Origin of the sequence: Mesorhizobium sp. M0052 (assembly GCF_040323255.1) — a bacterium.
Taxonomy (GTDB): Bacteria; Pseudomonadota; Alphaproteobacteria; order Rhizobiales; family Rhizobiaceae; genus Mesorhizobium.
In genome coordinates, this window is record NZ_JAMYUS010000024.1 from 60,779 (window position 1) to 86,500 (window position 25,722).

The 25,722-nt window shown below is 63.3% G+C and carries 19 protein-coding genes and 2 pseudogenes; 19 read left to right on the forward strand and 2 right to left on the reverse strand.

From position 1 onward, the window contains the following. Window positions 1-38: 38 nt before the first annotated feature. Entirely contained in the window at window positions 39-1,475 is a 1,437-nt protein-coding gene (gene rpoN, locus NKJ77_RS26625) for an RNA polymerase factor sigma-54 (protein WP_352535967.1), read from the reverse strand. A gap of 69 nt (window positions 1,476-1,544) precedes the next feature. Then, the gene (locus NKJ77_RS26630; protein WP_023698264.1) at window positions 1,545-2,078 is read right to left on the reverse strand and encodes a peroxiredoxin; all 534 of its coding nucleotides are present in this window, start codon (window positions 2,076-2,078) and stop codon (window positions 1,545-1,547) included. A 1,636-nt stretch (window positions 2,079-3,714) separates the two neighbouring features. On the opposite strand from NKJ77_RS26630, the gene NKJ77_RS26635 reads away from it, so the two are divergent. From NKJ77_RS26635 to NKJ77_RS26730, 19 genes and pseudogenes are all read left to right on the forward strand, one after another. Beyond that, complete coding sequence (locus NKJ77_RS26635; protein ID WP_352535968.1) at window positions 3,715-4,917, forward strand: cytochrome P450; 1,203 nt, start codon at window positions 3,715-3,717, stop codon at window positions 4,915-4,917. A 91-nt stretch (window positions 4,918-5,008) separates the two neighbouring features. Continuing rightward, window positions 5,009-6,298, forward strand: coding sequence for a cytochrome P450 (locus tag NKJ77_RS26640; RefSeq protein ID WP_352535969.1), 1,290 nt, complete (start codon window positions 5,009-5,011; stop codon window positions 6,296-6,298). 1 nt (window position 6,299) lies between these two features. After that, window positions 6,300-6,425, forward strand: a pseudogene (locus tag NKJ77_RS32430) (ferredoxin); the annotation flags it as partial. A gap of 168 nt (window positions 6,426-6,593) precedes the next feature. Then, window positions 6,594-7,436, forward strand: coding sequence for an SDR family oxidoreductase (locus tag NKJ77_RS26650; protein WP_352535988.1), 843 nt, complete (start codon window positions 6,594-6,596; stop codon window positions 7,434-7,436). After that, entirely contained in the window at window positions 7,436-8,779 is a 1,344-nt protein-coding gene (locus NKJ77_RS26655) for a cytochrome P450 (RefSeq protein WP_352535970.1), read from the forward strand. Before NKJ77_RS26650 ends, NKJ77_RS26655 begins: the two co-directional genes overlap by 1 nt. A gap of 145 nt (window positions 8,780-8,924) precedes the next feature. Then, entirely contained in the window at window positions 8,925-9,914 is a 990-nt protein-coding gene (locus tag NKJ77_RS26660) for a polyprenyl synthetase family protein (protein ID WP_352446510.1), read from the forward strand. Window positions 9,915-10,090: 176 nt separating this feature from the next. Continuing rightward, window positions 10,091-11,608, forward strand: a complete 1,518-nt coding sequence (locus tag NKJ77_RS26665) for a hypothetical protein (RefSeq protein ID WP_502902117.1) — start codon at window positions 10,091-10,093, stop codon at window positions 11,606-11,608. Further along, the gene (locus NKJ77_RS26670; RefSeq protein WP_352535972.1) at window positions 11,605-12,507 is read left to right on the forward strand and encodes a terpene synthase family protein; all 903 of its coding nucleotides are present in this window, start codon (window positions 11,605-11,607) and stop codon (window positions 12,505-12,507) included. Before NKJ77_RS26665 ends, NKJ77_RS26670 begins: the two co-directional genes overlap by 4 nt. Window positions 12,508-12,532: 25 nt before the next feature. Continuing rightward, complete coding sequence (gene fni / locus NKJ77_RS26675) at window positions 12,533-13,636, forward strand: type 2 isopentenyl-diphosphate Delta-isomerase (protein WP_502902118.1); 1,104 nt, start codon at window positions 12,533-12,535, stop codon at window positions 13,634-13,636. 176 nt (window positions 13,637-13,812) lie between these two features. Further along, window positions 13,813-14,727, forward strand: a pseudogene (locus NKJ77_RS26685) (type II toxin-antitoxin system HipA family toxin); the annotation flags it as partial. A gap of 484 nt (window positions 14,728-15,211) precedes the next feature. Continuing rightward, window positions 15,212-16,105, forward strand: coding sequence for a nitrogenase iron protein (gene nifH / locus NKJ77_RS26690; protein WP_023706403.1), 894 nt, complete (start codon window positions 15,212-15,214; stop codon window positions 16,103-16,105). Window positions 16,106-16,203: 98 nt separating this feature from the next. Further along, window positions 16,204-17,706, forward strand: coding sequence for a nitrogenase molybdenum-iron protein alpha chain (gene nifD / locus NKJ77_RS26695; RefSeq protein WP_352535973.1), 1,503 nt, complete (start codon window positions 16,204-16,206; stop codon window positions 17,704-17,706). A 128-nt stretch (window positions 17,707-17,834) separates the two neighbouring features. Then, window positions 17,835-19,376, forward strand: a complete 1,542-nt coding sequence (nifK, locus tag NKJ77_RS26700) for a nitrogenase molybdenum-iron protein subunit beta (RefSeq protein WP_352535974.1) — start codon at window positions 17,835-17,837, stop codon at window positions 19,374-19,376. A gap of 56 nt (window positions 19,377-19,432) precedes the next feature. Beyond that, on the forward strand, window positions 19,433-20,923 hold the full coding sequence (nifE, locus tag NKJ77_RS26705) for a nitrogenase iron-molybdenum cofactor biosynthesis protein NifE (protein ID WP_352535975.1): 1,491 nt from the start codon (window positions 19,433-19,435) through the stop codon (window positions 20,921-20,923). Between the two features lie 9 nt (window positions 20,924-20,932). Then, a complete protein-coding gene (nifN, locus tag NKJ77_RS26710) occupies window positions 20,933-22,315 on the forward strand; it encodes a nitrogenase iron-molybdenum cofactor biosynthesis protein NifN (protein WP_352535976.1) in 1,383 nt (460 codons plus the stop codon). Beyond that, window positions 22,281-22,778 (forward strand): nitrogen fixation protein NifX, encoded by a 498-nt coding sequence (gene nifX, locus NKJ77_RS26715; protein WP_352535977.1) that lies wholly within the window; start codon window positions 22,281-22,283, stop codon window positions 22,776-22,778. The genes nifN and nifX overlap by 35 nt, the downstream gene beginning before the upstream one ends. Window positions 22,779-22,795: 17 nt before the next feature. Continuing rightward, the gene (locus NKJ77_RS26720) at window positions 22,796-23,275 is read left to right on the forward strand and encodes a NifX-associated nitrogen fixation protein (RefSeq protein ID WP_352535978.1); all 480 of its coding nucleotides are present in this window, start codon (window positions 22,796-22,798) and stop codon (window positions 23,273-23,275) included. 27 nt (window positions 23,276-23,302) lie between these two features. Next, the gene (locus NKJ77_RS26725) at window positions 23,303-24,088 is read left to right on the forward strand and encodes a winged helix-turn-helix transcriptional regulator (protein ID WP_352535979.1); all 786 of its coding nucleotides are present in this window, start codon (window positions 23,303-23,305) and stop codon (window positions 24,086-24,088) included. A 101-nt stretch (window positions 24,089-24,189) separates the two neighbouring features. Further along, a complete protein-coding gene (locus NKJ77_RS26730) occupies window positions 24,190-25,077 on the forward strand; it encodes a universal stress protein (protein ID WP_352535980.1) in 888 nt (295 codons plus the stop codon). The last annotated feature ends 645 nt before the right edge of the window (window positions 25,078-25,722 follow it).

The following is a 25,722-nucleotide window of genomic DNA, read 5'->3' on the forward strand; positions in this document are numbered from 1 at the left end:
ATGCAATGCAACGTGATGTTGGCTGCCTTGACCCAAATCTAAAAACACAAGCGCATTTCCCGGCGGCGTTGTACGGAGGAGGGGATGTTCATTGCTTCGCGATACTTTGTGACGGTGCGGCGCGCAACATCAATGCCGGTTTCCTTCAGCCGGACAGCGATGTCCTCGTCGGAAAGCACGTCGCCGGGAGATTCTGCGGCAATGATCGTTTTGATCCGATGCCGGACAGCTTCGGCGGAGTGCGCATCGCCGCCTTGGCAGGACGCGATCGCGACGGTGAAAAAATACTTCAGTTCAAAAACTCCGCGCGGGGTAAGCATGTACTTGTTCGAGGTCACCCGGCTTACCGTCGACTCGTGCACGCCGATCGCTTCAGCGACGGTTCTAAGATTGAGAGGCCGCAGGTGGGCGACGCCATGTTCCAAAAAGGCATCCTGCTGACGCACGATTTCAGCCGCAACCTTAACAATCGTCTTGGCGCGCTGATCGAGGCTGCGGATTAGCCAGTTCGCGTTTTGCAAGCATTCTTCGAGAAATGCTTGATCTTTCGAATTTTGGGCAGTCTGACGCGTGACTTCGGCATAGTAGGTTTGGTTGATCAGCAGCTTCGGCAGCGTGGCGGGATCAAGTTCGATCTGCCACCCGCCTTGCGGCGAGGGTGTGACCCAGACGTCGGGTATGATTGATTCAGAGGCACCGGATTCGAATCTGTTCCCAGGCTTTGGATCGAGCGCACGAACCTCATGCATCATGTCGAGAAGGTCTTCTTCATCGACGCCGCAATGCTGCTTCAGCGCCTCAAAATCGCGTCGCGCAAGCATTTCAAGATGGGCAACCAAAGCTGCCATTGCTGGGTCGAGCCGGTTTCGCTGGCGCAACTGAATCTCGAGGCATTCTCTGAGACTTCGCGCAAAAACTCCCGGTGGATCAAATTGTTGCAAGGTTCCGAGAACCCGTTCCACAACAGCCTCATGGACATTTAGGCTCTCGGCCAGCTCCAAAAGGTTTGCCCGAAGGTAGCCAGTGTCTTCCAGATCGGCGGCAAGCTGGCCAGCGATCAGCCGCTCCTGTGGTGTGAACGCAGTGAGGGCGATCTGACGAGCGACATGGTCGTGCAATGTTTCGGCGAGTGTGGCAAACTCGTCGAGGGAAGGGCCATTGCCCGGCGGGTTGTTGGTCGTGTTGCGAAGTGATTTCCATTGCCCGAGCCGTTCAGGCGACCCTGCCCCGGTCGGACCTCCAACGGCGTTTGCCCCAAAGCCGACAGGCTGATCCGCTCCCGAAATCGAAGCATCGTCAAAAGGCCCGCCATCGTTTGACGCAGATTCCAAGAGCGGGTTCTTCTCGATTTCCCCCTCCACGAACTGATGCAGTTCGGTATGCGCCAGTTGCAGCAAGCGAATCGACTCAATGAGTTGAGGCGATGCGACGATGGATTGCTTCTGGCGCTGAAACAGGCTTGCTGAAGATTGCATGGTGAGTGCGATAATCCTGTCGAGGAGCCTCTTGGGGCCTGCAATGGCGCCAGTGAGACGTTTTCTAGGTCATGCGGCGGCTTTCAGCGTTTCAAGGACGTTTTGCGGGGATGAGACGCCATACGGGTCGGCCTCGCAGTTGTCGGAGAAACCTTCCTCCTCGAACCAGTGCTCCACCACGCCATTGTTGATCAGGGCGGCGTAACGCCATGAGCGCATCCCGAATCCGAGATTGTCCTTGGCAACCAGCATGCCCATCTTGCGTGTGAACTCGCCTGAGCCATCGGGGATGAGCTCGACCTGCTTCAGGCCCAAGGACTTCCCCCACGCATTCATGACGAAGGCGTCGTTGACTGAGAGGCAGTAAATCGCGTCAATTCCCTCCTTCTCAAACTCATCATAGAGCTCTTCGAACTTGGGCAATTGGTAGGTCGAGCAGGTCGGCGTGAAGGCGCCAGGCAGCGAGAACAGGATGACGCGCTTGCCGGCAAAGTAGTCGTCAGATGTCTTTTCTTCCCAGCGATATGGATTTGGCCCCTCGACCGACTTATCGTGAACACGCGTGAGAAAGGTGACGAAGGGAACTTTCTTTTGAACTGTCATCAAGTTGCTCCTAAAGAAGAAAACTGCCGTTGAATTCTGGCATAGGCTGGCGCAATTCCGAGCAAAGGCTCGTATGCTCGGGCACGGAATGAGGGCCTCGGCGGCTCGCAACTTCCTTTTCCATCCCGACGTATGGGAACGTCTTGGCGGCTGGTCTTGGCCACGCGAACGCAATCGATCTGAGCGAGCTGGAGACCGTCGAGCCGCTTGCTTTCCACGGCTATGGCGCCGGAAGCGGGATCGGTCACCCGCGATCGTGCCCGGGGAAAAGGGATAGCGGCCGGCAGTAGCCAATATCGCAAGCATGTGGCGACCTGAAATGTCACTTCACGCAGACTCGGGTCACTGGACTGGTTCAGCGTGTTGTCGATATGTGGCAGTGACCCGCCGGCCTTGGCTTGGGTGACCCTTTGAGGGGGCCCTTGGGCACTCCCATGCTGAACAGAACCGGTAAACGGCATTTGCGCGAGCGGCCCGTGTTGGCGTGCCGGCATCGGACCAGCCATGCGCAAAGCGGCCACCGAGAACGGCCTTCCGGAGGAGACGATGTCCCGATGTTCAGCGGGAACGGGCACCGTCTCCTCAGGCCACTGTCTAGAGCTTCGCGCGTCGGGCATGGTGCAAGTCGCTTTCATCGTGATTTGATGGTGCTCTAACCAGGAGCAGCAAGCGGCGTGCCATTTCAAATAGAGGTGCTGTTGGACCGCACCTTCTTCTCGGAGGCCGTGTCTTAGAAGATCGGGCGCGCGCTATGCCGCCTCGTCACACAGGCAACAACGATGCTGTATGGTGCGGATATTCGGCGCTTCAGCCCCGGCTGGGCAAAGAAGAACCGGAAGCCGAGCCGATGCACTACCTGAGGCTGCGGGCACTCCAGTCGTAGCGTGTGCCGCTAGCGTTCATGGGTGCGCAGCACGGCTATCGCGAACACGCGCCTGTCGCAGCAACATGAGCGCGCGGTCTTGGGCAAGCGCCCTGGCGCCGTGAGGATCGAATTCCCCAATCGTGTCTGTTTACCGCCCTCTTATGTTCGAAACTGGACCAGAATGTCGCAGGCCCGACCTAAAGGTCGCCCGAGGCGTTCTGTCCGACACTGTTCCGTCGCCTTTGTTGGCCCGCGACACCGGCTTATTTCGCCTAGCTCTTCTCTGGCCTCAGGCTAAGCCGCTGAGAAGCTGCCACAATTTTTTTCTGCTGCGGCCAAATTGGCACGAGATTTGAAGCACCTTCGTTGCGGGCCGGGAGCCGCCGACCGACTTTCATTTCGTGGATGACACGAATGGAACGAAGAAAGAAAAGCAAAATGTCAAATCCGCGTCGGATAGCATCTATGGACAGGGGCCCTCGGCGAAACCGCCTTACCCAACAGCTCGCCGCCCTTGTCGACCCTTGCGCAGGAAATCTTGGCCGGCGGCGGCTCAAAGGCCCACCACACCGACTTTATCCTGACCTCGAAGGTACAGGATAACGTTCTGCATCTCGCCGCGCGTTTGCCTAGACAGTTAAGCGTTAGCCGATCCTGATAATCGGTCTGCCTTCCGACGACGTCGTCTACATGCCGTCTTAGGTCTTCTCTACCGCAGCGCCCGCCGGTCACCTTCCGCCCTTCCATCGCTATAGAGTGAAGTTGCCACCCATGTCCGAACAACCTTTGCCGACGCTGCCGACGTGGCGCGTCGATCACATTGAGCCCTCGCCCGAGATGTTGGCGCTACGCGCCAACGGTCCAATCCACCGCGTGCGCTTCCCGTCCGGGCACGAAGGCTGGTGGGTGACAGGCTATGACGAGGCCAAGGCGGTGTTGTCCGACGCGGCGTTCCGGCCCGCGGGAATGCCGCCGGCGGCATTCACCCCGGATTCGGTGATTCTCGGTTCGCCAGGATGGCTGGTCTCGCACGAGGGGAGCGAACATACGCGGTTACGCAAGATCGTGGCGCCAGCCTTCAGCAACGGCAGGGTGAAGCTGCTCGCGCAGCAGGTCGAGGCGATCGCGGGGCAGCTGTTCGAGACACTGGCGGCCCAGCCCCAGCCCGCAGATCTGCGGCGCCACCTCTCCTTTCCGCTTCCCGCCATGGTCATTGGCGCGCTGATGGGCGTGCTCTACGAGGATCACGCCTTTTTCGCCGGGCTGTCCGACGAGGTGATGACGCACCAGCATGAAAGCGGCCCGCGAAGCGCGTCGCGCTTGGCCTGGGAAGAACTCCGCGCCTACATTCGCGGCAAGATGCGGGACAAGCGCCAGGATCCGGGCGACAACGTGCTGACGGATCTGCTCGCGGCGGTCGACCAGGGCAAGGCGACCGAGGAAGAGGCGATCGGCCTGGCGGCGGGCATGCTGGTGGCGGGGCACGAGAGCACCGTGGCGCAGATCGAATTCGGCCTGCTGGCCATGTTCCGCCATCCGCAACAGCGCGAACGCCTGGTCGGCGATCCATCCCTGGTGGACAAGGCGGTGGAGGAAATCCTGCGCATGTACCCGCCGGGCGCCGGCTGGGACGGCATCATGCGCTATCCGAGGACCGACGTGACCATCGCGGGCGTGCATGTTCGCGCGGAGAGCAAGGTGCTGGTCGGCCTGCCGGCGACGTCGTTCGATCCGAGCCATTTCGACGACCCGGAAATCTTCGATATCGGACGTGACGAAAACCCGCACCTGGCGTTCTCCTACGGGTCCCACAACTGCGTGGGCTTGGCGCTGGCCAGGCTGGAACTCAAGGCGGTGTTCGGTTCGATCTTCCAGCGCTTTCCCGCGCTGCGCCTGGCCGTGGCGCCCGAAGAACTGAAGTTGCGCAGGGAGATCATCACTGGCGGGTTCGAGGAGTTCCCGGTGCTCTGGTGATGCGCGGACGCCACCAGGAATCCCGATGTTCTCGAGTTGCCGGCGCGCCTTCCGCGCGCCGATCAGATCAGCCAGCCAACAGGTGACCAAGATGGACGTGCAAGAAACCACGGCAGCATGCCAGGACGCCTTCGCCGAACTGGCGTCGCCAGCGTGCATTCAGGACCCGTACCCATTCATGCGGTGGTTGCGCGAGCACGATCCGGTACATCGCGCGGCGTCGGGCCTCTTTCTGTTGAGCCGCCACGCCGACATCTACTGGGCGCTTAAAGCCACTGGCGATGCTTTTCGGGGGCCGGCACCAGGCGAACTGGCGCGCTATTTCCCGCGTGCGGCGACCAGCCTGTCGCTAAGTCTGCTGGCGTCCACTTTGGCGATGAAGGAACCTCCAACGCATACGCGCCTGCGCCGGCTGATCTCGCGCGATTTCACCATCGGCCAGATCGACAAGCTGAGGCCGACCATCGCTCGCATCGTCGCAGCGCGCCTGGACGGCATGGCGCCCGCGCTGGAGCGCGGGGAGGCGGTGGACCTGCATCGGGAATTCGCGCTGGCCTTGCCCATGCTGGTTTTCGGCGAACTGTTCGGCATGCCACCGGACGAGATTCTCGCGCTCGTCACCGGCATCAGCGCCATTCTGGAAGGCCTGAGCCCGCACGCCAGCGATCCGCAGCTCGCCGCGGGGGACGAGGCCAGCGCCAGGGTGCAGGCCTACTTCGGCGACCTCATACAGCGCAAGCGCACCGATTCCCGCCACGACATCGTGTCAATGCTGGTCGGCGCACACGACGACGATGCCGAGACGCTGTCGGATGCGGAATTGATCAGCATGCTTTGGGGCATGCTGCTGGGCGGCTTCGCCACCACTGCCGCGGCCATCGGCCATGCGGTCCTGGCGATGCTGGCGTATCCCGAACAGCGGCACTGGCTGAAGGGAGATGCCGTGGGGGTGAAGGCTTTCGTCGAAGAAGCCCTGCGCTATGACGCGCCCGCGATGTTTAGCTCCATTCCGCGTATCGCCCAGCGCGACATCGAACTGGGCGGCGTGGTGATCCCGAAGAACGCGGACGTGCGCGTGCTGATCGCGGCCGGCAATCGCGACCCGGACGCCTTCGCCGATCCCGATCGCTTCGATGCCGTGCGGTTCTACGGCACCAGTCCTGGCATGTCGATCGACGGGAAGATCATGCTGACCTTCGGCCACGGCATCCACTTCTGCCTTGGTGCGCAACTGGCCCGGATGCAGTTGGCCGAGAGCCTGCCGCGGATCCAGGCGCGCTTCCCCACGCTGGCATTGGCCGAGCAGCCGACCCGGGAGCCCTCCGCGTTCCTTAGGACGTTCCGCGCGCTGCCGGTACGGCTGCATGGGCAGGAGGGCTGAGATGCGCGTCCTGGTCGATCAGGATCTGTGCGGAACGACCGGGCAGTGCGTGCTGACGCTGCCGGGCACCTTTCGCCAGCGCGAACCGGACGGCGTGGCCGAAGTGTGCGTTGCGACGGTCCCGCAGGCGCTGCACGCCGCCGTGCGGCTTGCGGCGAACCAGTGCCCGGTCGCCGCCATTCGGGTCATCGAAAGCGACGCTGGCCATGACGAGTGCGCCAGCGCCGACCCGGCGCCTTCTCCGACGCAGGCCCAGCGGCATGCCGCGAAAGACCAATGCAATTCAGGAGACACGATGGGAAGGTTTGAAGGCAAGGTGGCCGTGGTGACCGGCGCTGGCACCGGCATCGGCAAGGCATGCGCTCTCGCCATCGCGCGCGGAGGCGGCAGAGTGGTGGTGGCCGACATTGATGGCCCGGCGGCCATCGCCTGCACCGCGCAGATCGCGGCCGAAGCAGGCCACGCGCTGCCCATAGCCATGGATATCGCTGATGAGCAGGCGGTGGCAGCGCTGTTCGAGACGGCGGAGCGGCACTTCGGGGGAGTCGACCTGCTGGTGAACAATGCGAGCGCCATGCATCTGACCCCGCGCGACCGCGCCATCCTAGACTTGGACCTGGCAGTATGGGACCAGACCATGGCGACCAATCTGCGCGGCACGCTGCTCTGCTGCCGGCAGGCCATCCCACGGATGATCGCCCGCGGCGGTGGCGCGATCGTCAACATGTCGTCGTGCCAGGGGCTCAGCGGTGATACCGCGCAGACGTCCTACGCCGCGTCGAAGGCGGCGATGAACATGCTGTCGGCCTCGCTCGCTACCCAGTACGGTCACTCGCAGATCCGCTGCAACGCGGTTGCCCCGGGTCTTATCATGACCGAGCGTCTCCTCGCCAAGCTGGACGAGTGCATGCAACGCCATCTGCGCCGGCACCAGCTCCTGCCGCGCGTCGGCCGCCCCGAGGACGTTGCCGCGTTGGTGGCGTTCCTGCTCTCCGACGACGCTGCGTTCATCACCGGCCAGGTCGTGTGCATCGATGGCGGCATGCTGGCGCATGTGCCGACATTCGCCGACGGTGGCAACAGCTGCGCCGCGCGCCCTGCCGGCGACACCGAATCGGCGGCGGCGGCGCGCTGCTGATGGACATGCTGCTCAACCCACTCAACCGTCGGCACCGGCTGCGATGCGACATCCCGGTCATGCCTGGCGCTTTCCCCCTGGTCGGGCATCTTCCCGCCATTGTCTGCGACCTGCCGCGCCTGCTGGAGCGCGCAGAACGGACGCTGGGCAGCCACTTCTGGCTGGATTTCGGCCCTGCCGGACATCTGATGACCTGTGTGGATCCGGACGCATTCTCACTGCTCAGGCACAAGGACGTGTCCTCGGCGCTGATCGAAGAGATCGCGCCCGAATTGCTTGGCGGAACGCTGGTTGCCCTGGACGGCGGCGCGCACCGGCAGGCGCGCGATGCCATCAAGGCAGCGTTCTTGCCCAAGGGGTTGACCCAGGCCGGGATCGGCGACCTGTTCGCGCCCGTCATCCAGGCGCGGGTGCAGGCGTGGCGCGCCCGCGGCGAGGTAACCATCCTGCGCGAAACCGGCGACCTGATGCTGAAGCTCATCTTCAGCCTCATGGGAATCCCCGCGCAGGACCTGCCGGGATGGCATCGCAAGTACCGGCAATTGCTGCAGTTGATCGTCGCGCCACCGGTCGACCTGCCCGGACTGCCTTTGCGGCGCGGCCGCGCCGCCCGCGACTGGATCGACGCGCAGTTGCGCCGGTTCGTCCGCGACGCGCGCGCGCATGCCGCGCGCACCGGGTTCATCAACGACATGGTGAGCGCTTTTGACAGCAGCGACGGTCCGCTCTCCGATGACGTCCTGGTCGCAAATATTCGCTTGCTGCTGCTTGCCGGTCACGACACCACTGCCTCGACGATGGCCTGGATTGTGATCGAGCTGGCGCGGCAGCCTGTGCTGTGGGACGCCCTGGTTAAGGAGGCGCAACGCGTGGGCGCGGTGCCAACCCGGCACGCGGACCTGGCGCAGTGTCCGGTCGCCGAGGCGCTGTTCCGCGAGACACTGCGCCTGCATCCGGCGACCACGCTCCTGCCGCGTCGCGCGCTGCAGGAATTGCAACTCGGCCAACGGCGCATTCCCGCGGGCACCCATCTATGCATCCCGCTGCTGCATTTCTCGACCTCGGCGCTGCTGCACGAGGCGCCTGATCAGTTCCGCCTGGCGCGGTGGCTGCTACGCACAGAGCCGATCCGGCCCGTGGACATGCTGCAGTTCGGTACCGGCCCACACGTCTGCATCGGCTACCACCTGGTATGGCTGGAAATGGTGCAGTTCTGCATCGCCTTGGCGCTGACCATGCACAAGGCCGGGGTGCGGCCGCAGTTGCTGAGCGACGTCGCAAAAGGCCGGCGCTATTACCCGACCGCACATCCGTCAATGAAAATTCGAATAGGCTTCTCATGAGCGGCATCGCATGCCTTGTGTGGCAAGGCAGCGGCCCGGCGGGGTGCGGCATTGCTGCACTCAGCGCACGCGCTCGTGTGACGCCGGCAACACCGTGACGACTTGCGCTCGCCGTGGCCGTCTCAGCTACAAGGACATCAACAGCATGCAGACCGGTTCCACTCCACGCGACCGAATTGGCGTTTCCGCATTCGGGGGATTGGGCGCGCAGGCGCGCGGCGCCTCTGGCGGGCTGCTCCCGGAGATCTGGATGCAGGACGGCGCAAAGCGGGTCGAACAGGCTCTGGGGCGTCTGCTCTGCGCCGAAGACGACGGTAAGACAGAGCTGATGGCAGCCATGCGCTACGCCACCTTGCATGGCGGGAAGCGCACCCGCGCCTTGCTCTGTCTGGCTGCCGGCGCACTGGCGGGCACGCCGGCGCACATGCTCGACGACGTCGGCGCCGCCATCGAGATGATGCACGCCTGTACCCTGGTCCACGACGACCTGCCCGCGATGGATGACGACGTGCTTCGCCGCGGGCTTCCGACCGTGCACGTAAAGTTCGGCGAAGCCACTGCGATCCTGGTCGGCGATGCGCTGCAGGCCCACGCCTTCCTCACCCTGGCGAGCCTGGATGCGCCGGGCGACAACCGTATCGCGCTCGTGCGCGAACTGGCGCAGGCGGTGTCCGCCGAGGGTGCCGCAGGCGGGCAGGCCATCGATCTGTCGTTGGTCGGAAAGCACGCCGGGCTGGACAGGATCCTGGCGATGCATGGGATGAAAACCGGAGCGCTAGTGCGCGCGTCGGTTCGCATGGGCGCGCTATACTCCATCGCGGAGGATGCCGCGCACGCTGCGCTGTATGCTGCGCTCGATCGCTACACCGCCTGTTTCGGCCTGGCGTTGCAGGTGGCCGACGACATTCTCGACGCGACGGCGGATACCGCGACTCTTGGCAAGACCCCCGGTAAGGACGCGGCGGCGCAGAAGCCGACCTGCGCGTCGATCATGGGGCTGCAGGCTGCGCGCCAGTTCGCCCTGTACTTGTTGCACGACGCCGGGGAGGCCATCGCCCCTCTGGGGCCGCGTGCGGAAGGGTTGGCGCAGATGCTGCAGCGGGCCAACGTCTATCTGTCCGCGCCATACGCATGAGCGCGCGCATCCGTAAGGACTCGCCCCTGTGCTGCTGCGATCGGCCGGCGGGCGCTGCATGCTGCACTGTGTCCGTGTCGGCGGCGACGTGCGCGGCGTCTGCCCGTTTCTGTTCTCGTTAGCCTTCTGCAGAAGGAACATCCCGCGTGAACTTGTCCGAACAGATCCTTTCCGAAATGCGCCACCTGCTGAGCGATATGAGCGACGGCGGCAGTGTCGGTCCGTCCGTCTACGACACGGCGCGAGCTCTGCAGTTCCACGGCAACGTCACCGGTCGGCAGGACGCATACGCGTGGCTCATCGCGCAGCAACAGGCCGATGGCGGATGGGGAAGTGCGGACTTCCCGCTGTTTCGCCATGCGCCCACGTGGGCGGCGTTGCTGGCATTGCAGCGTGCCGATCCTCTTCCTGGCGCTGCCGACGCAGTCCACGCTGCAACCCGGTTCATCGAGCGCCAGCCCGATCCCTACGCGCATGCGGTGCTGGAAGACGCGCCCATCGGCGCGGAGCTGATCCTGCCGCAGTTGTGCGACGAGGCCGCATCCTTGCTGGGCGGCTTGGCGTTTTCGCGCCACCCGGCGCTGTTGCCGTTGCGGCAAGCACGCCTGGTCAAGTTGGGGGCTGTGGCGACGTTGCCGAGCGGCCATCCGTTGCTGCACTCCTGGGAAGCCTGGGGGACGTCGCCGGCCACCGCATGCCCGGACGACGACGGCAGCATCGGCATCAGTCCAGCGGCCACCGCCGCGTGGCGTGCGCACGCCGTGACACAGGGAAGAACGGCGCAAGTCTGGCGCACCGACGGGTATCTGCAGGCGGCATCGCGGGCGACGCGCACCGGCATCGAAGGTGTCGTTCCCAACGTCTGGCCAATCAATGTGTTCGAGCCATGCTGGTCGCTGTACACCCTGCATCTGGCCGGTCTGTTCGCGCATCCCGCGCTCGCCGAGGCGGTGCAAGTGATCATCGCGCAACTCGACGCCCGCCTCGGAGTCCGCGGTCTGGGCCCTGCCTTGCACTTCGCGGCCGATGCGGACGACACCGCCGTTGCGTTGTGCGTCCTTCGCCTTGCAGGGCGCGACCCGGCGGCCGACGCGTTGCGCCAGTTCGAAACCGGCGAGCTCTTCGTCACCTTCCCGGGCGAGCGCAATGCCTCGGTGTCGACGAACATCCATGCCCTGCATGCGTTGCGAATGTTGGGAAAGCCCGCCGCCGGCACCAGCGCCTACGTCGAGGCCAATCGCAACCCGCACGGTCTATGGGACAACGAAAAATGGCACGTTTCGTGGCTGTATCCCACCGCGCATGCGGTCGCTGCGCTGGCGCAAGGCAAGCCCCAGTGGCGCGACGAGCGCGCGCTGGCAGCGCTGCTGCAGGCGCAGCGCGACGACGGCGGCTGGGGCGCCGGTCGCGCGTCCACATTCGAGGAAACCGCCTATGCGCTGTTCGCGTTGCACGTGATGGACGGGAGCGAAGAGCCGGCAGGGCGCCGGCGCATCGCGCAGGCGGTGGCGCGTGCGCTGAAGTGGATGCTCGCCCGCCACGCGGCGCATGTATTGCCCCAGACGCCGCTGTGGATCGGCAAGGAACTGTATTGCCCCACCCGGGTGGTGCGCGTGGCCGAACTCGCCGGGTTGTGGCTGGCGCTTCGTTGGGGGCGGCGCGTCTCGGCCGAGGGAGCAGGAGGGGGGCCATGATCCCGACCGATCGCGCGCTGCAGCAGGTGCTGGAGTGGGGGCGTTCCCTGACCGGGTTCGCCGACGAGCATGGCGTGGAAGCAGTCCGGGGCGGCCAGTACATCTTGCAGCGCATCCATCCGAGCCTGCGCGACACCAGCGCCCGCACCGGCCGCGATCCGCTGGACGAAACGCTGATCGTTGCCTTCTATCGCGAACTGGCGCTGCTGTTCTGGCTCGACGATTGCAACGACCTTGGCCTGATCGCGCCGGAGCAGCTCGCCGCGGTGGAGCAGGCGCTCGGGCAAGGCGTGCCGTGCGCGCTCCCCGGATTCGAGGGCTGTGCTGTGCTGCGCGCTTCGCTCGCCGCGCTCGCCTACGATCGTCGCGACTATGCTCAGCTTCTCTACCATACCCGGTGCTACTGCGCGGCGCTGCGTGCCGGACATGCGCAGGCGGCAGGGGCAGAGCGCTGGTCCTACGCCGAGTACTTGCAGAACGGCGTGGATTCGATCGCCTACACGAACGTGTTCTGTTGCCTGTCCTTGCTGTGGGGGCTGGACATGGCGACCTTGCGCGCGCATCCGGCGTTTCGCCAGGTCCTGCGGCTCATCTCCGCGATAGGGCGCTTGCAGAACGATCTGCATGGACGCGAAAAGGATAAGTCGGCCGGCGAGGGAGCTAACGCGGCGATCCTGCTGCTGCAGCGCTATCCGGCTATGCCTGTGGTGGAGTTCCTCAACGACGAGCTGGCCGGCCATACGCGCATGCTGCACCGGGTGATGGCGCAAGAACCCTTTCCACCGCCGTGGGGACCGTTGATGGAAGCCATGGCGGCCATCCGCGCGCAGTACTACCAGACCTCAACCAGCCGCTACCGCAGCGACGCTGCGGGGGGAGGCGAGCGTGCGCCGGCCTGAACGCGCGAACGGCGGCGTGCGCGCGCTGCCGTCGGTCCGATCCGACGCAACGCCGTCGCCCGATGCGGCGGATGGGGCGAGCATCAGCGACACCAAGCTGAGCCGGCGCAAGGACGACCACCTGGACATCGTGCTGGATCGGCGAACGGCGTGGGCCAAGGCCGCCGGCTGGGAGTGCATTCGTTTCGAACACTGCGCATTGCCCGAGTTGGACCTGACGCAGATCGACCTCAGCGCCTCGCTGCTGGGCAAGACCATGCGCGCGCCTCTGCTGATCAGCTCCATGACCGGCGGCATGCCACGCGCCGAGGCCATCAACCGCCACCTGAGCGAGGCAGCGCAAGCCTTGGGGATCGCCATGTGCGTCGGTTCGCAGCGCGTGAGCCTGCAATCCCGCAACTCCCAGGGGCTGACGCGCGCGCTGCGCCGCCTGGCCCCAGACGTTCCCTTGCTGGCCAACATCGGCGCCGCGCAACTGCGCGAGGCCGAGGGCCTGGACCTCGCGCGCCGGGCGGTGGATGCACTGGAGGCCGATGGGCTCATCGTCCATCTCAATCCGCTGCAGGAAGCGGTACAGCCGGAGGGCGACCGCGACTGGGGCGGCGTCCTGGCGCAGATCGCTCGCGCCGCACGCAGCGTGGGCGTGCCGATCGTGGCCAAGGAAGTCGGGTCGGGCCTGTCCGCCTCGGTGGCCTGTGCGCTCGTCGAGGCGGGCGTGGCGGTGATCGATGTCGCCGGCGCCGGCGGCACCAGTTGGGCCGCGGTAGAGGGCGAGCGCGCCCCCGATGCCGCCGACCGCGCAGTGGCGATGGCGTTCGCCGATTGGGGGATTGCGACCCCGGCCAGTGTGCAAGCGGTACGTCAGGCGCTGCCAGCGGTGAAGCTGATCGCGTCGGGCGGGATCCGCGACGGCGTCGACGTGGCCAAGGCCATCCGCCTGGGCGCGGACATCGCCGGCCAGGCAGCCGGCGTGCTGCGCGCGGCTACGGTATCCACCGAGGCGGTTGTCGCGCATTTCGAGATCGTCATTCGCCAGTTGGCCGTCGCCTGCTTCTGCACCGGCTCGGCTGATCTGGCGGCGTTGCGTCAGGCGCGCTTGTTGCCCTCGGCGCATCTGCCCGCCGGTTGAGGCCGGGGTCGCCCGCACGTGGCGGCGGGCGCCTAAAGCGCGTCGCGATTAATTGGCCTCATATCCGGCAGCCTTGAAGAAGTTTCGGCATTCGGCCGGCTCGAACAGGTGGCAGATATCGCCGAGCGCCTCGCAGAGGGAATCGAAGGTTCTGGCCGCCTTCTTTCGCAGCCGCGCCGGGAGCCGTACGGGCGTTGCCCAGTGACGGCGCGATAGCGGTTTCGCAGGATGCTTCAAAGGATAACCCCAAGGCACGGTTCTCACTTGCCGGCGTGCAGATGAAGCTGTCGGTCATGAAGAACACTGGAAAAGGCGGCGGCCTTACCTTGCCGATGGACGACGAGCAGGGCCGGTACATCGCCAAGTTCCCTTCGACGGCGTTTCCGGGCGTTTCCGAGAACGAATTCGCCAACCTGGCGCTGGCAGCAGCAATCGGCATGGAGGTTCCTGAACGCGAACTTGTCGAGAAGTCCGATTTTGAGGATTTTCCCGAAGAATTCAACACGCTGTCAGAGGGCAAGGTCCTTCTCGTCAAACGCTTCGATCGCGGCGCTGAGGGCGAGAGGATTCACATCGAGGATTTCGCTCAGGTCTTCGGCGTCTATCCCTCGCGCAAATATGAGGGCGCCGCTTATCACGACATAGCCTCGGCCCTTGGCGTGGCCGTCTCCCCTACGGCGGCTCTCGAATTCGTCCGCCGCCTGGCACTGACCGTCATCACCGGCAATGGCGACATGCACCTGAAGAACTGGTCGTTGATCTATCCCGGAAACGGCGACAAGCCGGCGCTCGCACCAATCTACGACGTCCTGTCCACCGTGCCATATATTCCCGCCGACGCCATGGCGCTTTCGCTTGGAGGGGAGCGCTCGTTCAAGGCGCTAGCAGCACCGCGATGGAAAGCATTTGCGAACCGTGCAAGGCTTCCGGAGCCGGCAGTCCTGAAGGCCGTGGTCGAGACCGTCGAACTCGTCAACGAGCACTGGTGGAATCTGCCTGAGCGCAACGTTGTCGCAGCGAAAGTGCTCGAGCGGATCGACCAACATGTGAAGGCGATGACGCCGATACTGAACTCCTGCGCCGACAAGTGAGCCGAGTCCACTTGGGTTGGTGATATGGCCGAATTATCCGCCGTGGCCCCGGATAGATGGCCGTGGATCCGATGGTATGCCAGCGTGGCGCGCAAGATTCCGCGCAGTGTCGATGAGGACACGCCAGACCAAGCACGTCAGCTCGCCGAAACAGAAGAGTTCGCATCCCGCAATTAACGCTAGAGGGTCGAGATGCTGTTCCCCCACCTCAACACAACGATGCGGTTCGAACGAATGCGGTGGCTGAGGATCGCGATCCGACGCTTTGTGTCGCCATTGTCGGGTCCGCTACACGGCTTGTTCCGACGATCCTTTCTTTGGCCTCAAGCTAAATCCCTGAAAAGCAACCATGAAACTATTCTTCGGTTGGATCAGCCAAGTTGGCACGAGTCTTGAGATCCTTAGGTGCGAGGCGGCTACAGCTGCCCGACCGGCATTCATGTCGCGGCAGCCGCGATGAATGGAACGAAGGAAGGAAAGCTACATGTCAGGTTTGCGTCAGATCGCCTTTTACGGCAAGGGCGGCATCGGCAAGTCCACCACGTCCCAAAATACGCTCGCCGCCCTTGTCGACCTCGGGCAGAGAATCCTCATCGTCGGCTGCGACCCCAAAGCCGACTCCACCCGCCTGATCCTGAACGCGAAGGCGCAGGATACGGTCCTGCATCTCGCAGCAGAGGAAGGTTCGGTGGAAGACCTGGAACTCGCGGACGTGCTCAAGGTCGGCTACAAAGGCATCAAATGCGTGGAGTCGGGCGGACCCGAGCCGGGTGTCGGCTGCGCCGGCCGCGGCGTGATCACCTCGATCAACTTCCTCGAGGAGAACGGCGCCTACGACGACGTCGACTATGTCTCCTACGACGTGCTCGGGGACGTGGTGTGTGGCGGTTTCGCGATGCCGATCCGCGAGAACAAGGCGCAGGAAATCTATATCGTCATGTCCGGCGAGATGATGGCGCTCTATGCCGCCAACAACATCGCCAAGGGCATCCTGAAATACGCCCATTCGGGCGGCGTGCGGCTCGGAGGCCTGATCTGCAACGAGCGCCAAACTGACCGCGAACTCGACCTCGCCGAGGCGCTTGCTTCCAGGCTCAATTCCAAACTTATCCACTTCGTGCCGCGCGACAACATCGTCCAGCACGCCGAGCTCAGGAAGATGTCTGTGATCCAGTATGCGCCGGACTCCAAGCAGGCCGGCGAATACAGGGCGCTGGCCGAGAAGATCCATGGGAATTCGGGCCAGGGCACCATCCCGACCCCGATCACCATGGAGGAGCTCGAGGACATGCTGCTCGACTTCGGCATCATGAAAACGGACGAGCAGATGCTCGCCGAGCTTCAGGTCAAGGAAGCGGCTAAGGCGGCCGCACAGTAGCGACCACTGCCGACATGAGGCGCCGCCTGACCTGGTGCGTCTTTCAAAGAACGGCGCCTCGTCGGTGAGGCGTCACCCTGAACCTTGAAGGGGGTCCCATGAGCCTGGAATACGAGAATGACGGTGGCCTCCATGCGAGGCTTATCGAGGAAGTGCTGTCGCAATATCCTGACAAATCGGCGAAGCGGCGCAGAAAGCACCTCAGCGTGGCAAAGAGCGGCGACGAGGCTGGCGAGGAAAGCGAGGTCCTTTCCGAATGCGAGGTCAAATCGAACATCAAGTCCATCCCCGGCGTGATGACGATTCGCGGCTGCGCCTATGCCGGCTCGAAAGGCGTGGTGTGGGGTCCGGTCAAGGATATGGTCCATATCTCGCACGGCCCGGTCGGCTGCGGGCAATATTCCTGGTCTCAACGCCGAAACTACTACGTCGGCACGACCGGCATCGACACGTTCGTCACCATGCAGTTCACCTCCGATTTCCAGGAGAAGGACATTGTTTTCGGCGGCGACAAGAAGCTGGAACGGATCATCGACGAGATCGAGGAACTGTTTCCGCTGAACAAGGGCATGACTGTGCAATCCGAATGCCCGATCGGGCTGATTGGCGACGACACCGAAGCTGTGTCCCGCAACAAGGCCAAGGAGCACGGAAAGACAATCGTGCCGGTGCGCTGCGAGGGCTTCCGCGGCGTCTCGCAATCCCTTGGCCACCACATCGCCAACGACGCGATCCGCGACTGGGTGTTCGAGAAGAAGGACCTCGAGTTCGAGGCCGGCCCGTACGATGTCAATGTGGTCGGCGACTACAATATCGGCGGCGACGCCTGGGCTTCGCGCATCCTGCTCGAAGAGATGGGTCTGCGCGTGGTCGGCAACTGGTCGGGCGACGCTACGCTGGCCGAAATAGAGCGAGCGCCAAAGGCGAAACTCAATCTCATCCATTGCTACAGGTCGATGAACTACATCTGCCGGCACATGGAGGAAAAGTATGGCATCGCCTGGATGGAGTACAATTTCTTCGGCCCCTCCCAGACCGAAGCCTCTCTGCGCAAGATAGCCAAGCACTTCGGGCCGGAAATCGAGGCCAAGGCCGAGGCGGTCATAGCCAAATACCGGCCGCTGGTCGAGGCGGTCATAGCCAAGTACCGGCCGCGCCTCGAAGGCAGGACGGTGATGCTCTATGTGGGCGGGCTGCGCCCCCGTCACGTCGTCACGGCATATGAGGACCTGGGCATGGTGATCGTCGGCACTGGCTACGAATTTGGCCATAACGACGACTATCAGCGCACCGGCCACTACGTGAAGAAGGGCACACTGATCTATGACGACGTGACTGGTTACGAGCTGGAGAAGTTCATCGAAGGGATCCGTCCTGATCTCGTGGGCTCCGGCATCAAAGAAAAGTACCCGGTCCAGAAGATGGGCATACCGTTCCGTCAAATGCATTCCTGGGATTATTCCGGCCCGTATCACGGCTACGACGGCTTCGCCATCTTCGCCCGCGACATGGATCTGGCCATCAACAACCCGGTCTGGAACCTCTACGACGCCCCCTGGAAGAAAAAAGCCGAGCCGTCGGCGGCGATCGCAGCCGAATGAGAAGCTTGGCCTCCCGGAAGCCGGGAGGCCGTTGAACCCCTGTGGCCTTTGTCCGCGGGAGACCTGAAAACGTTTCGACGTCCCTGTGCCGCCGTATGGCGGGCCAGGTGGAAAAGAGGTAACCACCCATGCCGCAGTCGGCTGAAAAAGTTCTCGACCACGCGCCCCTGTTCCGCGAGCCGGAATACAGGCAGATGCTCGCCGAGAAGAGGCTGAATTTCGAATGTCCTCACCCGGACCAGATCGTTACCGACCAAGGCGAATTCACCAAGACGTGGGAATACCGCGAAAAGAACCTTGCTCGCGAAGCGCTTGTCGTGAACCCCGCCAAGGCCTGCCAGCCGCTCGGCGCGGTGTTCGCGGCCGCAGGCTTCGAGCGAACCATGTCCTTCGTCCACGGCAGCCAGGGCTGCGTCGCCTATTACCGCTCGCACCTGTCGCGCCATTTCAAGGAGCCTGCTTCGGCAGTTTCCTCCTCGATGACCGAGGACGCGGCAGTGTTCGGTGGCCTGAAGAACATGGTCGACGGGCTCGCCAACACGTACCAACTCTACGACCCGAAGATGATCGCCGTCTCGACCACTTGTATGGCGGAGGTCATTGGCGACGACCTGCACAGCTTCATCGAGAACGCCAAGGACGAAGGCTCGGTCCCGCGCGACTTCGACGTGCCCTTCGCCCACACGCCGGCCTTTGTCGGCAGCCATGTCGACGGCTATGACGTTGCGGTCAAGGGCATTTTGGAGCATTTCTGGAAAGGCGAGGAGCGAACGGAAGCCGAGGGGACCATCAACGTCATTCCGGGTTTCGACGGCTTCTGTGTTGGCAACAACCGGGAACTCAAGCGCCTGCTCGATCTGATAGGCGTGTCCTATACTTTCATCCAAGACGCCTCTGACCAGTTCGACACGCCGTCCGACGGCGAATACCGCATGTACGACGGCGGCACGAAGATCGCAGACGTGAGGAAGGCACTCAACGCCGAGGCGACGCTGTCGCTACAGCATTACAACACCCGAAAAACACTGGAGTATTGCGAGGGGGTGGGGCAGGCGACGGCCTCGTTCCATTACCCGCTCGGAGTTCAGGCGACCGACGAGTTCCTGATGGAGGTCTCCGCGATTTCCGGCAAGCAAATCCCCAAGGCAATCCGCCTGGAGCGCGGCCGACTTGTTGACGCCATGGCCGACAGCCAATCCTGGCTGCACGGTAAGAAATACGCCATCTACGGCGATCCGGACTTTGTCTACGCCATGGCCCGCTTCATCATGGAGACGGGCGGCGAGCCGACCCATTGCCTCGCCACCAACGGCACGTCGGCATGGGAAGCGGAGTTGAAGGAACTGCTTGCATCATCGCCCTTCGGCAAGGATGCTCAAGTCTGGGCGGGCAAGGACCTCTGGGCGATGCGCTCGCTGCTCTTCACCGAGCCGGTGGACCTGCTGATCGGCAACTCCTATGGCAAGTATCTGGAGCGCGACACGGGCACGCCGCTGATCCGGCTGACGTTTCCGATCTTCGATCGCCACCATCACCATCGGTTTGCGCTGATGGGCTACCAAGGCGGGTTGCGCCTACTGACGACGATCCTCGACAAGATCTTCGACAAGCTCGATCGCGAGACAAGCGAGACGGGCGTGACGGACTATTCGTATGACCTCACCCGCTAAGCGTGACGGTCGGCTTTGGCCGGTCGTCTTCCCGAGGGACTTTGGAGACCGACGCAATGTCCTTGCTCAGAGCCAAAATCCAGGATGTCTTCAACGAGCCTGCCTGCGAGAAAAACCGCGGCAAGGATGCCAAGGCGCGCAAAAAGGGCTGTTCGAAGCCACTGACCCCTGGCGCGGCGGCCGGCGGCTGTGCCTTCGATGGCGCCAAGATCGTGCTGCAGCCGATCACCGATGTCGCACACTTGGTCCATGGGCCGCTCGCCTGCGAGGGCAATTCCTGGGACAACCGCGGTGCGGCTTCGTCCGGGCCAACCCTGTGGCGCACAAGCTTCACGACCGACCTCACCGAACTCGATGTTGTGATGGGCCAGGGCGAGCGGAAGCTTTTCAAAGCGATCCGCGAGATCAAGGAAGCGTATGGGCCGCCGGCGATCTTCGTCTATCCGACCTGCGTGACGGCGCTGATCGGCGACGACATCGAGGCCGTCTGCAAGCGCGCGGCGGAAAAGTTCGGCTTGGCCGTTGTACCGGTCAATGCGCCGGGCTTCGTCGGCTCCAAGAATCTCGGCAACAAGCTTGCCGGCGAGGCGTTGCTCGAGCATGTCATCGGCACGGTCGAGCCCGACGATGCCGGCCCTTACGACATCAACATTCTTGGCGAATTCAACCTCTCGGGCGAATTCTGGATGGTGAAGCCGCTGCTGGATCGGCTCGGGATCCGGGTGCGCGCCTGCATTCCGGGTGACGCACGTTACGTCGACATTGGCGGCGCGCACCGCGCCCGGGCGGCTATGATGGTGTGCTCGACCGCGCTCATCAATCTCGCCCGCAAGATGGAGCAGCGCTGGGGCATCCCGTTTTTCGAGGGCTCCTTCTACGGCATCAGCGACACCTCGGAAGCGCTCCGACAGATCTCTCAGCTGCTCGTGAAGAAGGGTGCCGATCCGGAGATCCTCGGCCGCACCGAGGCATTGATTGCAGAGGAGGAGGCGATCGCTTGGAAGAAGCTCACGGCCTACCGGCCGAGGCTCGAAGGCAAGCGCGTGCTGCTCAACACCGGCGGCGTGAAGTCCTGGTCGGTCGTCCATGCACTGATGGAGATCGGGATCGAGATCGTCGGCACCGCTGTCAAGAAGTCGACCATCGAAGACAAGGAGCGCATCAAGCAGATCCTCAAGGACGACAACCACATATTCGAGCAGATGGCAGCGCGCGAGCTTTACGCCATGCTCTCCGAACGCAACGCCGATATCCTGCTATCAGGCGGGCGTACGCAATTCGTCGCGCTGAAGGCCAAGACACCCTGGCTCGATATCAACCAGGAGCGCCAACACCCGTACGCCGGCTATCACGGCATGGTGGAACTCGTACGCCAGATCGACCTCGCTATTCATAACCCGATCTGGCGCCAGGTGCGGGAACCGGCACCATGGGATTGCCAGCCTGCGGTGAGGCAGGAACTGCCGCGCACGAAAAGCGAGACCGCGACCTTGCATGCTGTCCAGGAATTCGCCGGCACGACGGCCGGTGATTTCCGCGAGTGTTGAGGAGAGCCGATGGTCCGCATCCTTCCCCAGACCAAAGCGGCGGCGGTCAATCCGCTGAAGTCATCGCAGCCCTTGGGTGCCGCCTTGGCCTTTCTTGGCGTCGACGGCGCGATGCCGTTGTTCCACGGCAGCCAGGGCTGCACCAGTTTCGCGCTCGTGCTCTTCGTGCGGCATTTCAAGGAAGCCATCCCCCTGCAGACAACGGCGATGGACGAGGTGGCGACGATCCTCGGCGGGGCAGACCATCTGGAAGAGGCGATCCTCAACCTGAAGGCCCGCACAAAGCCCACACTGATCGGGGTCTGCACGACGGCGCTGGTGGAAACCCGGGGCGAAGACTGCGCAGGCGATATCGCCAATATCAGGCTGAAGCGCAGGGAAGAACTCGCGGGTACGGAGGTGGTGCTAGCCAACACACCGGATTTCGATGGCGCGATCGAAGAGGGCTGGGCCAAGGCTGTCACCGCGATGATCGAAAGGATTACGCGGCCCGGCGAGCAGGCGCGGCAGTCGAAGAAGATCGTGATCCTGCCTGGCTGGAACCTCACTGTGGCTGATATCGAGCATTTGCGTGAGATGGTTGAAAGCTTTGGGCTCAAGCCGGTAATTCTGCCGGACGTCTCCGGCTCGCTCGACGGAACGGTGCCCGAGCGCTGGGTCACGACCACCTATGGCGGCACCAGCGTCGAAGACATCCGCGAACTCGGCACGGCTGTGCAATGCGTCGCGATCGGGGAGCATATGCGCCGCCCGGCCGAGCTGCTGCAGAGGTTGACCGGCGTGCCTTACGTGCTGTTCCAGTCGCTGACTGGATTGAAGGGCGCCGACGGGTTTGTCTCGCTGCTGTCCGCGGTTTCGGGCAGGGCGGCGCCGGCTGGCGTGCGCCGTCGCCGGGCGCAGTTGCAGGACGCGTTGCTCGACGGACATTTCCACTTTGGAGGCAAGAAAATTGCGATCGCTGCTGAACCAGACCAACTCTACCAACTCGCGAGCTTCTTCATCGCCATGGGCTCCGAAATCGCGGCGGCGGTCACAACGGCCGCTATGTCGAAAATTCTGGAGGAAGTACCGGCGCAGTCGGTTCAAATCGGCGACCTCGGCGATTTGGAAGCTCTCGGTGCCGGCGCTGATCTTCTCGTTACTCATTCCCACGGTCGCCAGGCGGCGCAGCGTCTCGGCATTCCGCTCATGCGGGTCGGCTTCCCGATCTTCGACCGGCTCGGGGCCCAGAACAAGCTCACAATCCTCTACCAGGGGACCCGCGACCTGATCTTCGAGGTTGCCAACATTTTTGAAGCCAACCGGCGCGCGCCGACGCCTGAGGCGTTTGATCCAATCCTTACGCGAGAAATGCCAGATGAGCTCCGTTCGTCGCCTCTCGCTCGTCACTGACGAGGTTCACGCACCGAAGCCGGAACGCCAAGCCGGCGCATTGCGCGTGGCAATCGCCACGCAGGACATGAAGAACCTCAACGCCCATTTCGGGTCGGCCAGGCGCTTTGCTGTCTACGACGTGATGCGCGAGGAGTGGAATCTCGTCGAAGCCGTGGCCTTCGATGACGTTTCCGACGAGAGCGGGAAGCACCGAACTGAGGGCGATGACCGCATCACCCCGAAGGTGGAGGCGCTGAAGGGCTGTCATCTGCTGTTTTGTCTGGCGATCGGCGGACCTTCGGCAGCCAAACTTGTTTCCGCAAAGATCCATCCGATCAAAGTGCCGCAGCCCCAGACCATCCAGGAGGTGCTGTTGCGCACGCAGATGATGCTCAGGACGTGTCCTCCCCCTTGGCTGCGCAAGGTGCTGGCGCAGGCAGGTGTCGCTAAACAGAAAGCCTCCTTCGAGGACGAGGACTGAAATGAGGAGAAGGCGAAATGTCTGACGCCGAGGTTAGCCCTGCCGCCACCGAGGACGAGGCGGCCCTTGCCACCCCGTTCGTCAAATGCCTCGTGCGGCTGATCCGTGCCAATGATTCCCACGGGTCATGGGAAGGCAAATCCGACGCCGAGCTGCTGGGCGACTTCATCATCAGCAGGAAACAGCGCCGTGCAATTCCAATCATCGGCGATCCCGATCCGGACGTGCTGTGGAGGCTCGATAAGTTCTACACCGCCGTCGGGCTTGCGATTGAGGAGCGCACGGGCCTGATGGCATCGCCGATGATGGAGATGAGCCATGAGGGCTTCGGGCGCGTGCTCTTCACGGCCGGGCGGTTGGTGGTTCTGTCAAAGACCCTGCGCGACGTCCACCGGTTCGGCTTCGAGACGTTCTGGAAACTGGCCGCGGCCGGTACCAAACTGGCCGGCGATGCGACCGCAGCCATTGAGGCTCATCCCGAGGTGGCGCGGGCGTGATGGAACCGATTTTCGATCGCGGGGATCATGTCAGGTCTTGAGGACATGCGATGGCCAGCCCTCTCAATCGAGGCGGTCGAGGCCGATGTGGTTCTTGGGGTAGCGCTGATGAAGCCAGTGGTACTGATCTGTTCGCAAGATGCGGAGTTGTATCTGTTCCTCAGCCACATTCTGGGGGTGGACGGCTTCACGAGTGAGCCGGCAGGCGGCGTCAAGGAAGCACTTGCATTGGCCGATCAACGGGAGCTCCAGGCGGTCGTGCTGGACTGCGGGCCATCAAGCGCGGCAGGCTCCACAATCTGCGCCCGGTTCAAGGGGGAGCCCCGGACCGGCCGCCTGCCCGTCATTGCGTTGATCGCGCCCGGCGCCGAGAACCAGCACCTCGATCTCTTGAAGGCAGGTATTGACGAGAGCTTTGTGCGGCCCTTCGCACCGGCCAAGCTGCTTGACTGTCTACGCACGAAGCTGGCGCTGCCACAGCCGGGTTCAAACGGGATAAAAAACGGCAGCTGGCTCTGTTGCGGCAGCCTTGAGATGAAGCTCGATGCTCACCGGGTTCGAGGTAATGGCCACGACATCCATCTCGGACCTCTCGAATTCAACCTGCTGCGGCAATTTCTTGAGGCTCCCGGCAAGGTCTTCAGCCGAGACGAGCTGATCGACGCGGCTTGGCCGGACAATATCCATATCGGTGAACGCACTGTCGACGTCCATATCAGCCGGATCAGAAAGGCGCTGAAGGCGGCCTCGCCAGGTAGCGTCATTCGTACTGTCAGGTCTGCCGGCTACTCGCTCGAGAAGCCGGACGACTGAATAGCGAACGGATGGTGTGCCACTGTCCATCTTCGTTGGAACGCAAGTCTTGCGGCTTCGAAACGCGCTACGGGCGCGACATACTCAGGGGGAGCAGTCAGATGGCCTTCAAAAGCCTACTCAGTGTAGCGGGAGCTGACCACTCCGATCGTGCCGTCAGAACAGCTGCAAGCTTGTGCGCCGAAGTCGGCGCACATTTGTCCGTCCTGATCATGTCGCCTCCGCCGCTCGTTGTGTCGCCTCCGCTGCTAGGCGATGGCATCCCCGAGTGGCCTAGACAACGCGCACACGCCATTGCCGCACGGGAAAAACCGTACAGGCCAATTGAGAGATTTTCACAGGACGCGGCCAGTCTGGAAAAAACATCTAGGCAAATTCACAAACTGCTGAGAGCCACGTGGCGGTGCTATGATGTCGATGTTGCCAACTGCGATCAGGCCAGCGTCGGTAACGCAGTGCGAGCGCGGGCGCTCTGCAACGACCTGACAATCGTCGGCCCCGCACTTCTCAACGACATTAACGTCGGTCCCCTTGCTATCAACGGCAGCCTGTTCGACACCGGAAAGCCGGTGCTTGTCGTGCCGGAGGGCGCTGAGGCAACTCTGTCTCCACGGCGCGTGCTGGTCGGCTGGGATTCGCGAGTGGAGGCGTCCCGTTCGGTTCGGGAAGCGCTGAATCTGCTAGCCGGTGCTGAGGAAGTTCGTGTCGCACTCGTCGATCCGGAGACGACCTGCGCCGGAAACGGCGCTGAGCCGAGAGCCGACATCGCTGCCTATCTCACTCGGCACGGTGCTCGGGTGTCCGTTGACCTGCTGGCGAGCGCCGGAAAATCGGCAGCCACGGTGCTCGCGCAGCACGCAATCGAACACGTCTGCAGAAATGATAGTCATGGGTGCTTATGGCAGCCGCCGGCTGCGCGAGCGGCTCTTCGGTGGCGTGACGAGATGGATAGTTCGGAAGCCGCCATTGCCGCTGTTTTGGCTCGCTGACGGGCTTGAAGTAGCACCGATGCTGTTCGAAGCTCTACTCCCCTGGGTCACCTATCCTGATGCCAAGTCGGAGAAAGGTCGCGGCAAAGGCGCAAGTTTCGCGAAGCTCATAAGCAACTTGCAAGCGCCGTCGCGAAGAACATTGCCCGGACGCCTCTAACGCGCTCGGTGTCTGCTCGCCGAGACAACGTAACACCCAGACAAACGGCCGGGCAGAAGCCCAGGCGCCCTCAATGCGCTCAAAACACCGATCTCGGGTCGGCGTCAGGTCGAGAAAGAGAGTCGTTTCAGCGCGGCAGGCCGAGTTCGGACCCGTAGCGGCATCGTATGCGCGCCATCATGATCTCCTCATTACTGGCCGGAGCTTAACAACGCAACGACCGTGCCGTGGCCGACGCCCTCAACTTCGAGTCGAACGGTCGGGCTCCTGCCGCGGTCGGCGGGAACCGATCGCATAAATCACGTTGCCATGGTCTGGGATGGTAGCCGGGTCAGCGGCGAGGGCGGCCGCATCTTCGGCGTTTTCAGTCTGCCCGGCCCACCGCGTGGCGACCGAGCGGCCTTGAGGCCGGTCAATTCCCACACGCTCACATTCGCACCAGGCGGTCCCTATAGGACCTGTGCACAGGGATACAGAACAACAAA

Bases quoted from the DNA above. Each gene is read 5' to 3' on its own strand.
- rpoN (WP_352535967.1), bottom strand. From the start codon at position 1,475: ATGCAATCTTCAGCAAGCCTGTTTCAGCGCCAGAAGCAATCCATCGTC.
- NKJ77_RS26630 (WP_023698264.1), bottom strand. From the start codon at position 2,078: ATGACAGTTCAAAAGAAAGTTCCCTTCGTCACCTTTCTCACGCGTGTT.
- NKJ77_RS26635 (WP_352535968.1), top strand. From the start codon at position 3,715: ATGTCCGAACAACCTTTGCCGACGCTGCCGACGTGGCGCGTCGATCAC.
- NKJ77_RS26640 (WP_352535969.1), top strand. From the start codon at position 5,009: ATGGACGTGCAAGAAACCACGGCAGCATGCCAGGACGCCTTCGCCGAA.
- NKJ77_RS26650 (WP_352535988.1), top strand. From the start codon at position 6,594: ATGGGAAGGTTTGAAGGCAAGGTGGCCGTGGTGACCGGCGCTGGCACC.
- NKJ77_RS26655 (WP_352535970.1), top strand. From the start codon at position 7,436: ATGGACATGCTGCTCAACCCACTCAACCGTCGGCACCGGCTGCGATGC.
- NKJ77_RS26660 (WP_352446510.1), top strand. From the start codon at position 8,925: ATGCAGACCGGTTCCACTCCACGCGACCGAATTGGCGTTTCCGCATTC.
- NKJ77_RS26665 (WP_502902117.1), top strand. From the start codon at position 10,091: ATGCGCCACCTGCTGAGCGATATGAGCGACGGCGGCAGTGTCGGTCCG.
- NKJ77_RS26670 (WP_352535972.1), top strand. From the start codon at position 11,605: ATGATCCCGACCGATCGCGCGCTGCAGCAGGTGCTGGAGTGGGGGCGT.
- nifH (WP_023706403.1), top strand. From the start codon at position 15,212: ATGTCAGGTTTGCGTCAGATCGCCTTTTACGGCAAGGGCGGCATCGGC.
- nifD (WP_352535973.1), top strand. From the start codon at position 16,204: ATGAGCCTGGAATACGAGAATGACGGTGGCCTCCATGCGAGGCTTATC.
- nifK (WP_352535974.1), top strand. From the start codon at position 17,835: ATGCCGCAGTCGGCTGAAAAAGTTCTCGACCACGCGCCCCTGTTCCGC.
- nifE (WP_352535975.1), top strand. From the start codon at position 19,433: ATGTCCTTGCTCAGAGCCAAAATCCAGGATGTCTTCAACGAGCCTGCC.
- nifN (WP_352535976.1), top strand. From the start codon at position 20,933: ATGGTCCGCATCCTTCCCCAGACCAAAGCGGCGGCGGTCAATCCGCTG.
- nifX (WP_352535977.1), top strand. From the start codon at position 22,281: ATGAGCTCCGTTCGTCGCCTCTCGCTCGTCACTGACGAGGTTCACGCA.
- NKJ77_RS26720 (WP_352535978.1), top strand. From the start codon at position 22,796: ATGTCTGACGCCGAGGTTAGCCCTGCCGCCACCGAGGACGAGGCGGCC.
- NKJ77_RS26725 (WP_352535979.1), top strand. From the start codon at position 23,303: ATGTCAGGTCTTGAGGACATGCGATGGCCAGCCCTCTCAATCGAGGCG.
- NKJ77_RS26730 (WP_352535980.1), top strand. From the start codon at position 24,190: ATGGCCTTCAAAAGCCTACTCAGTGTAGCGGGAGCTGACCACTCCGAT.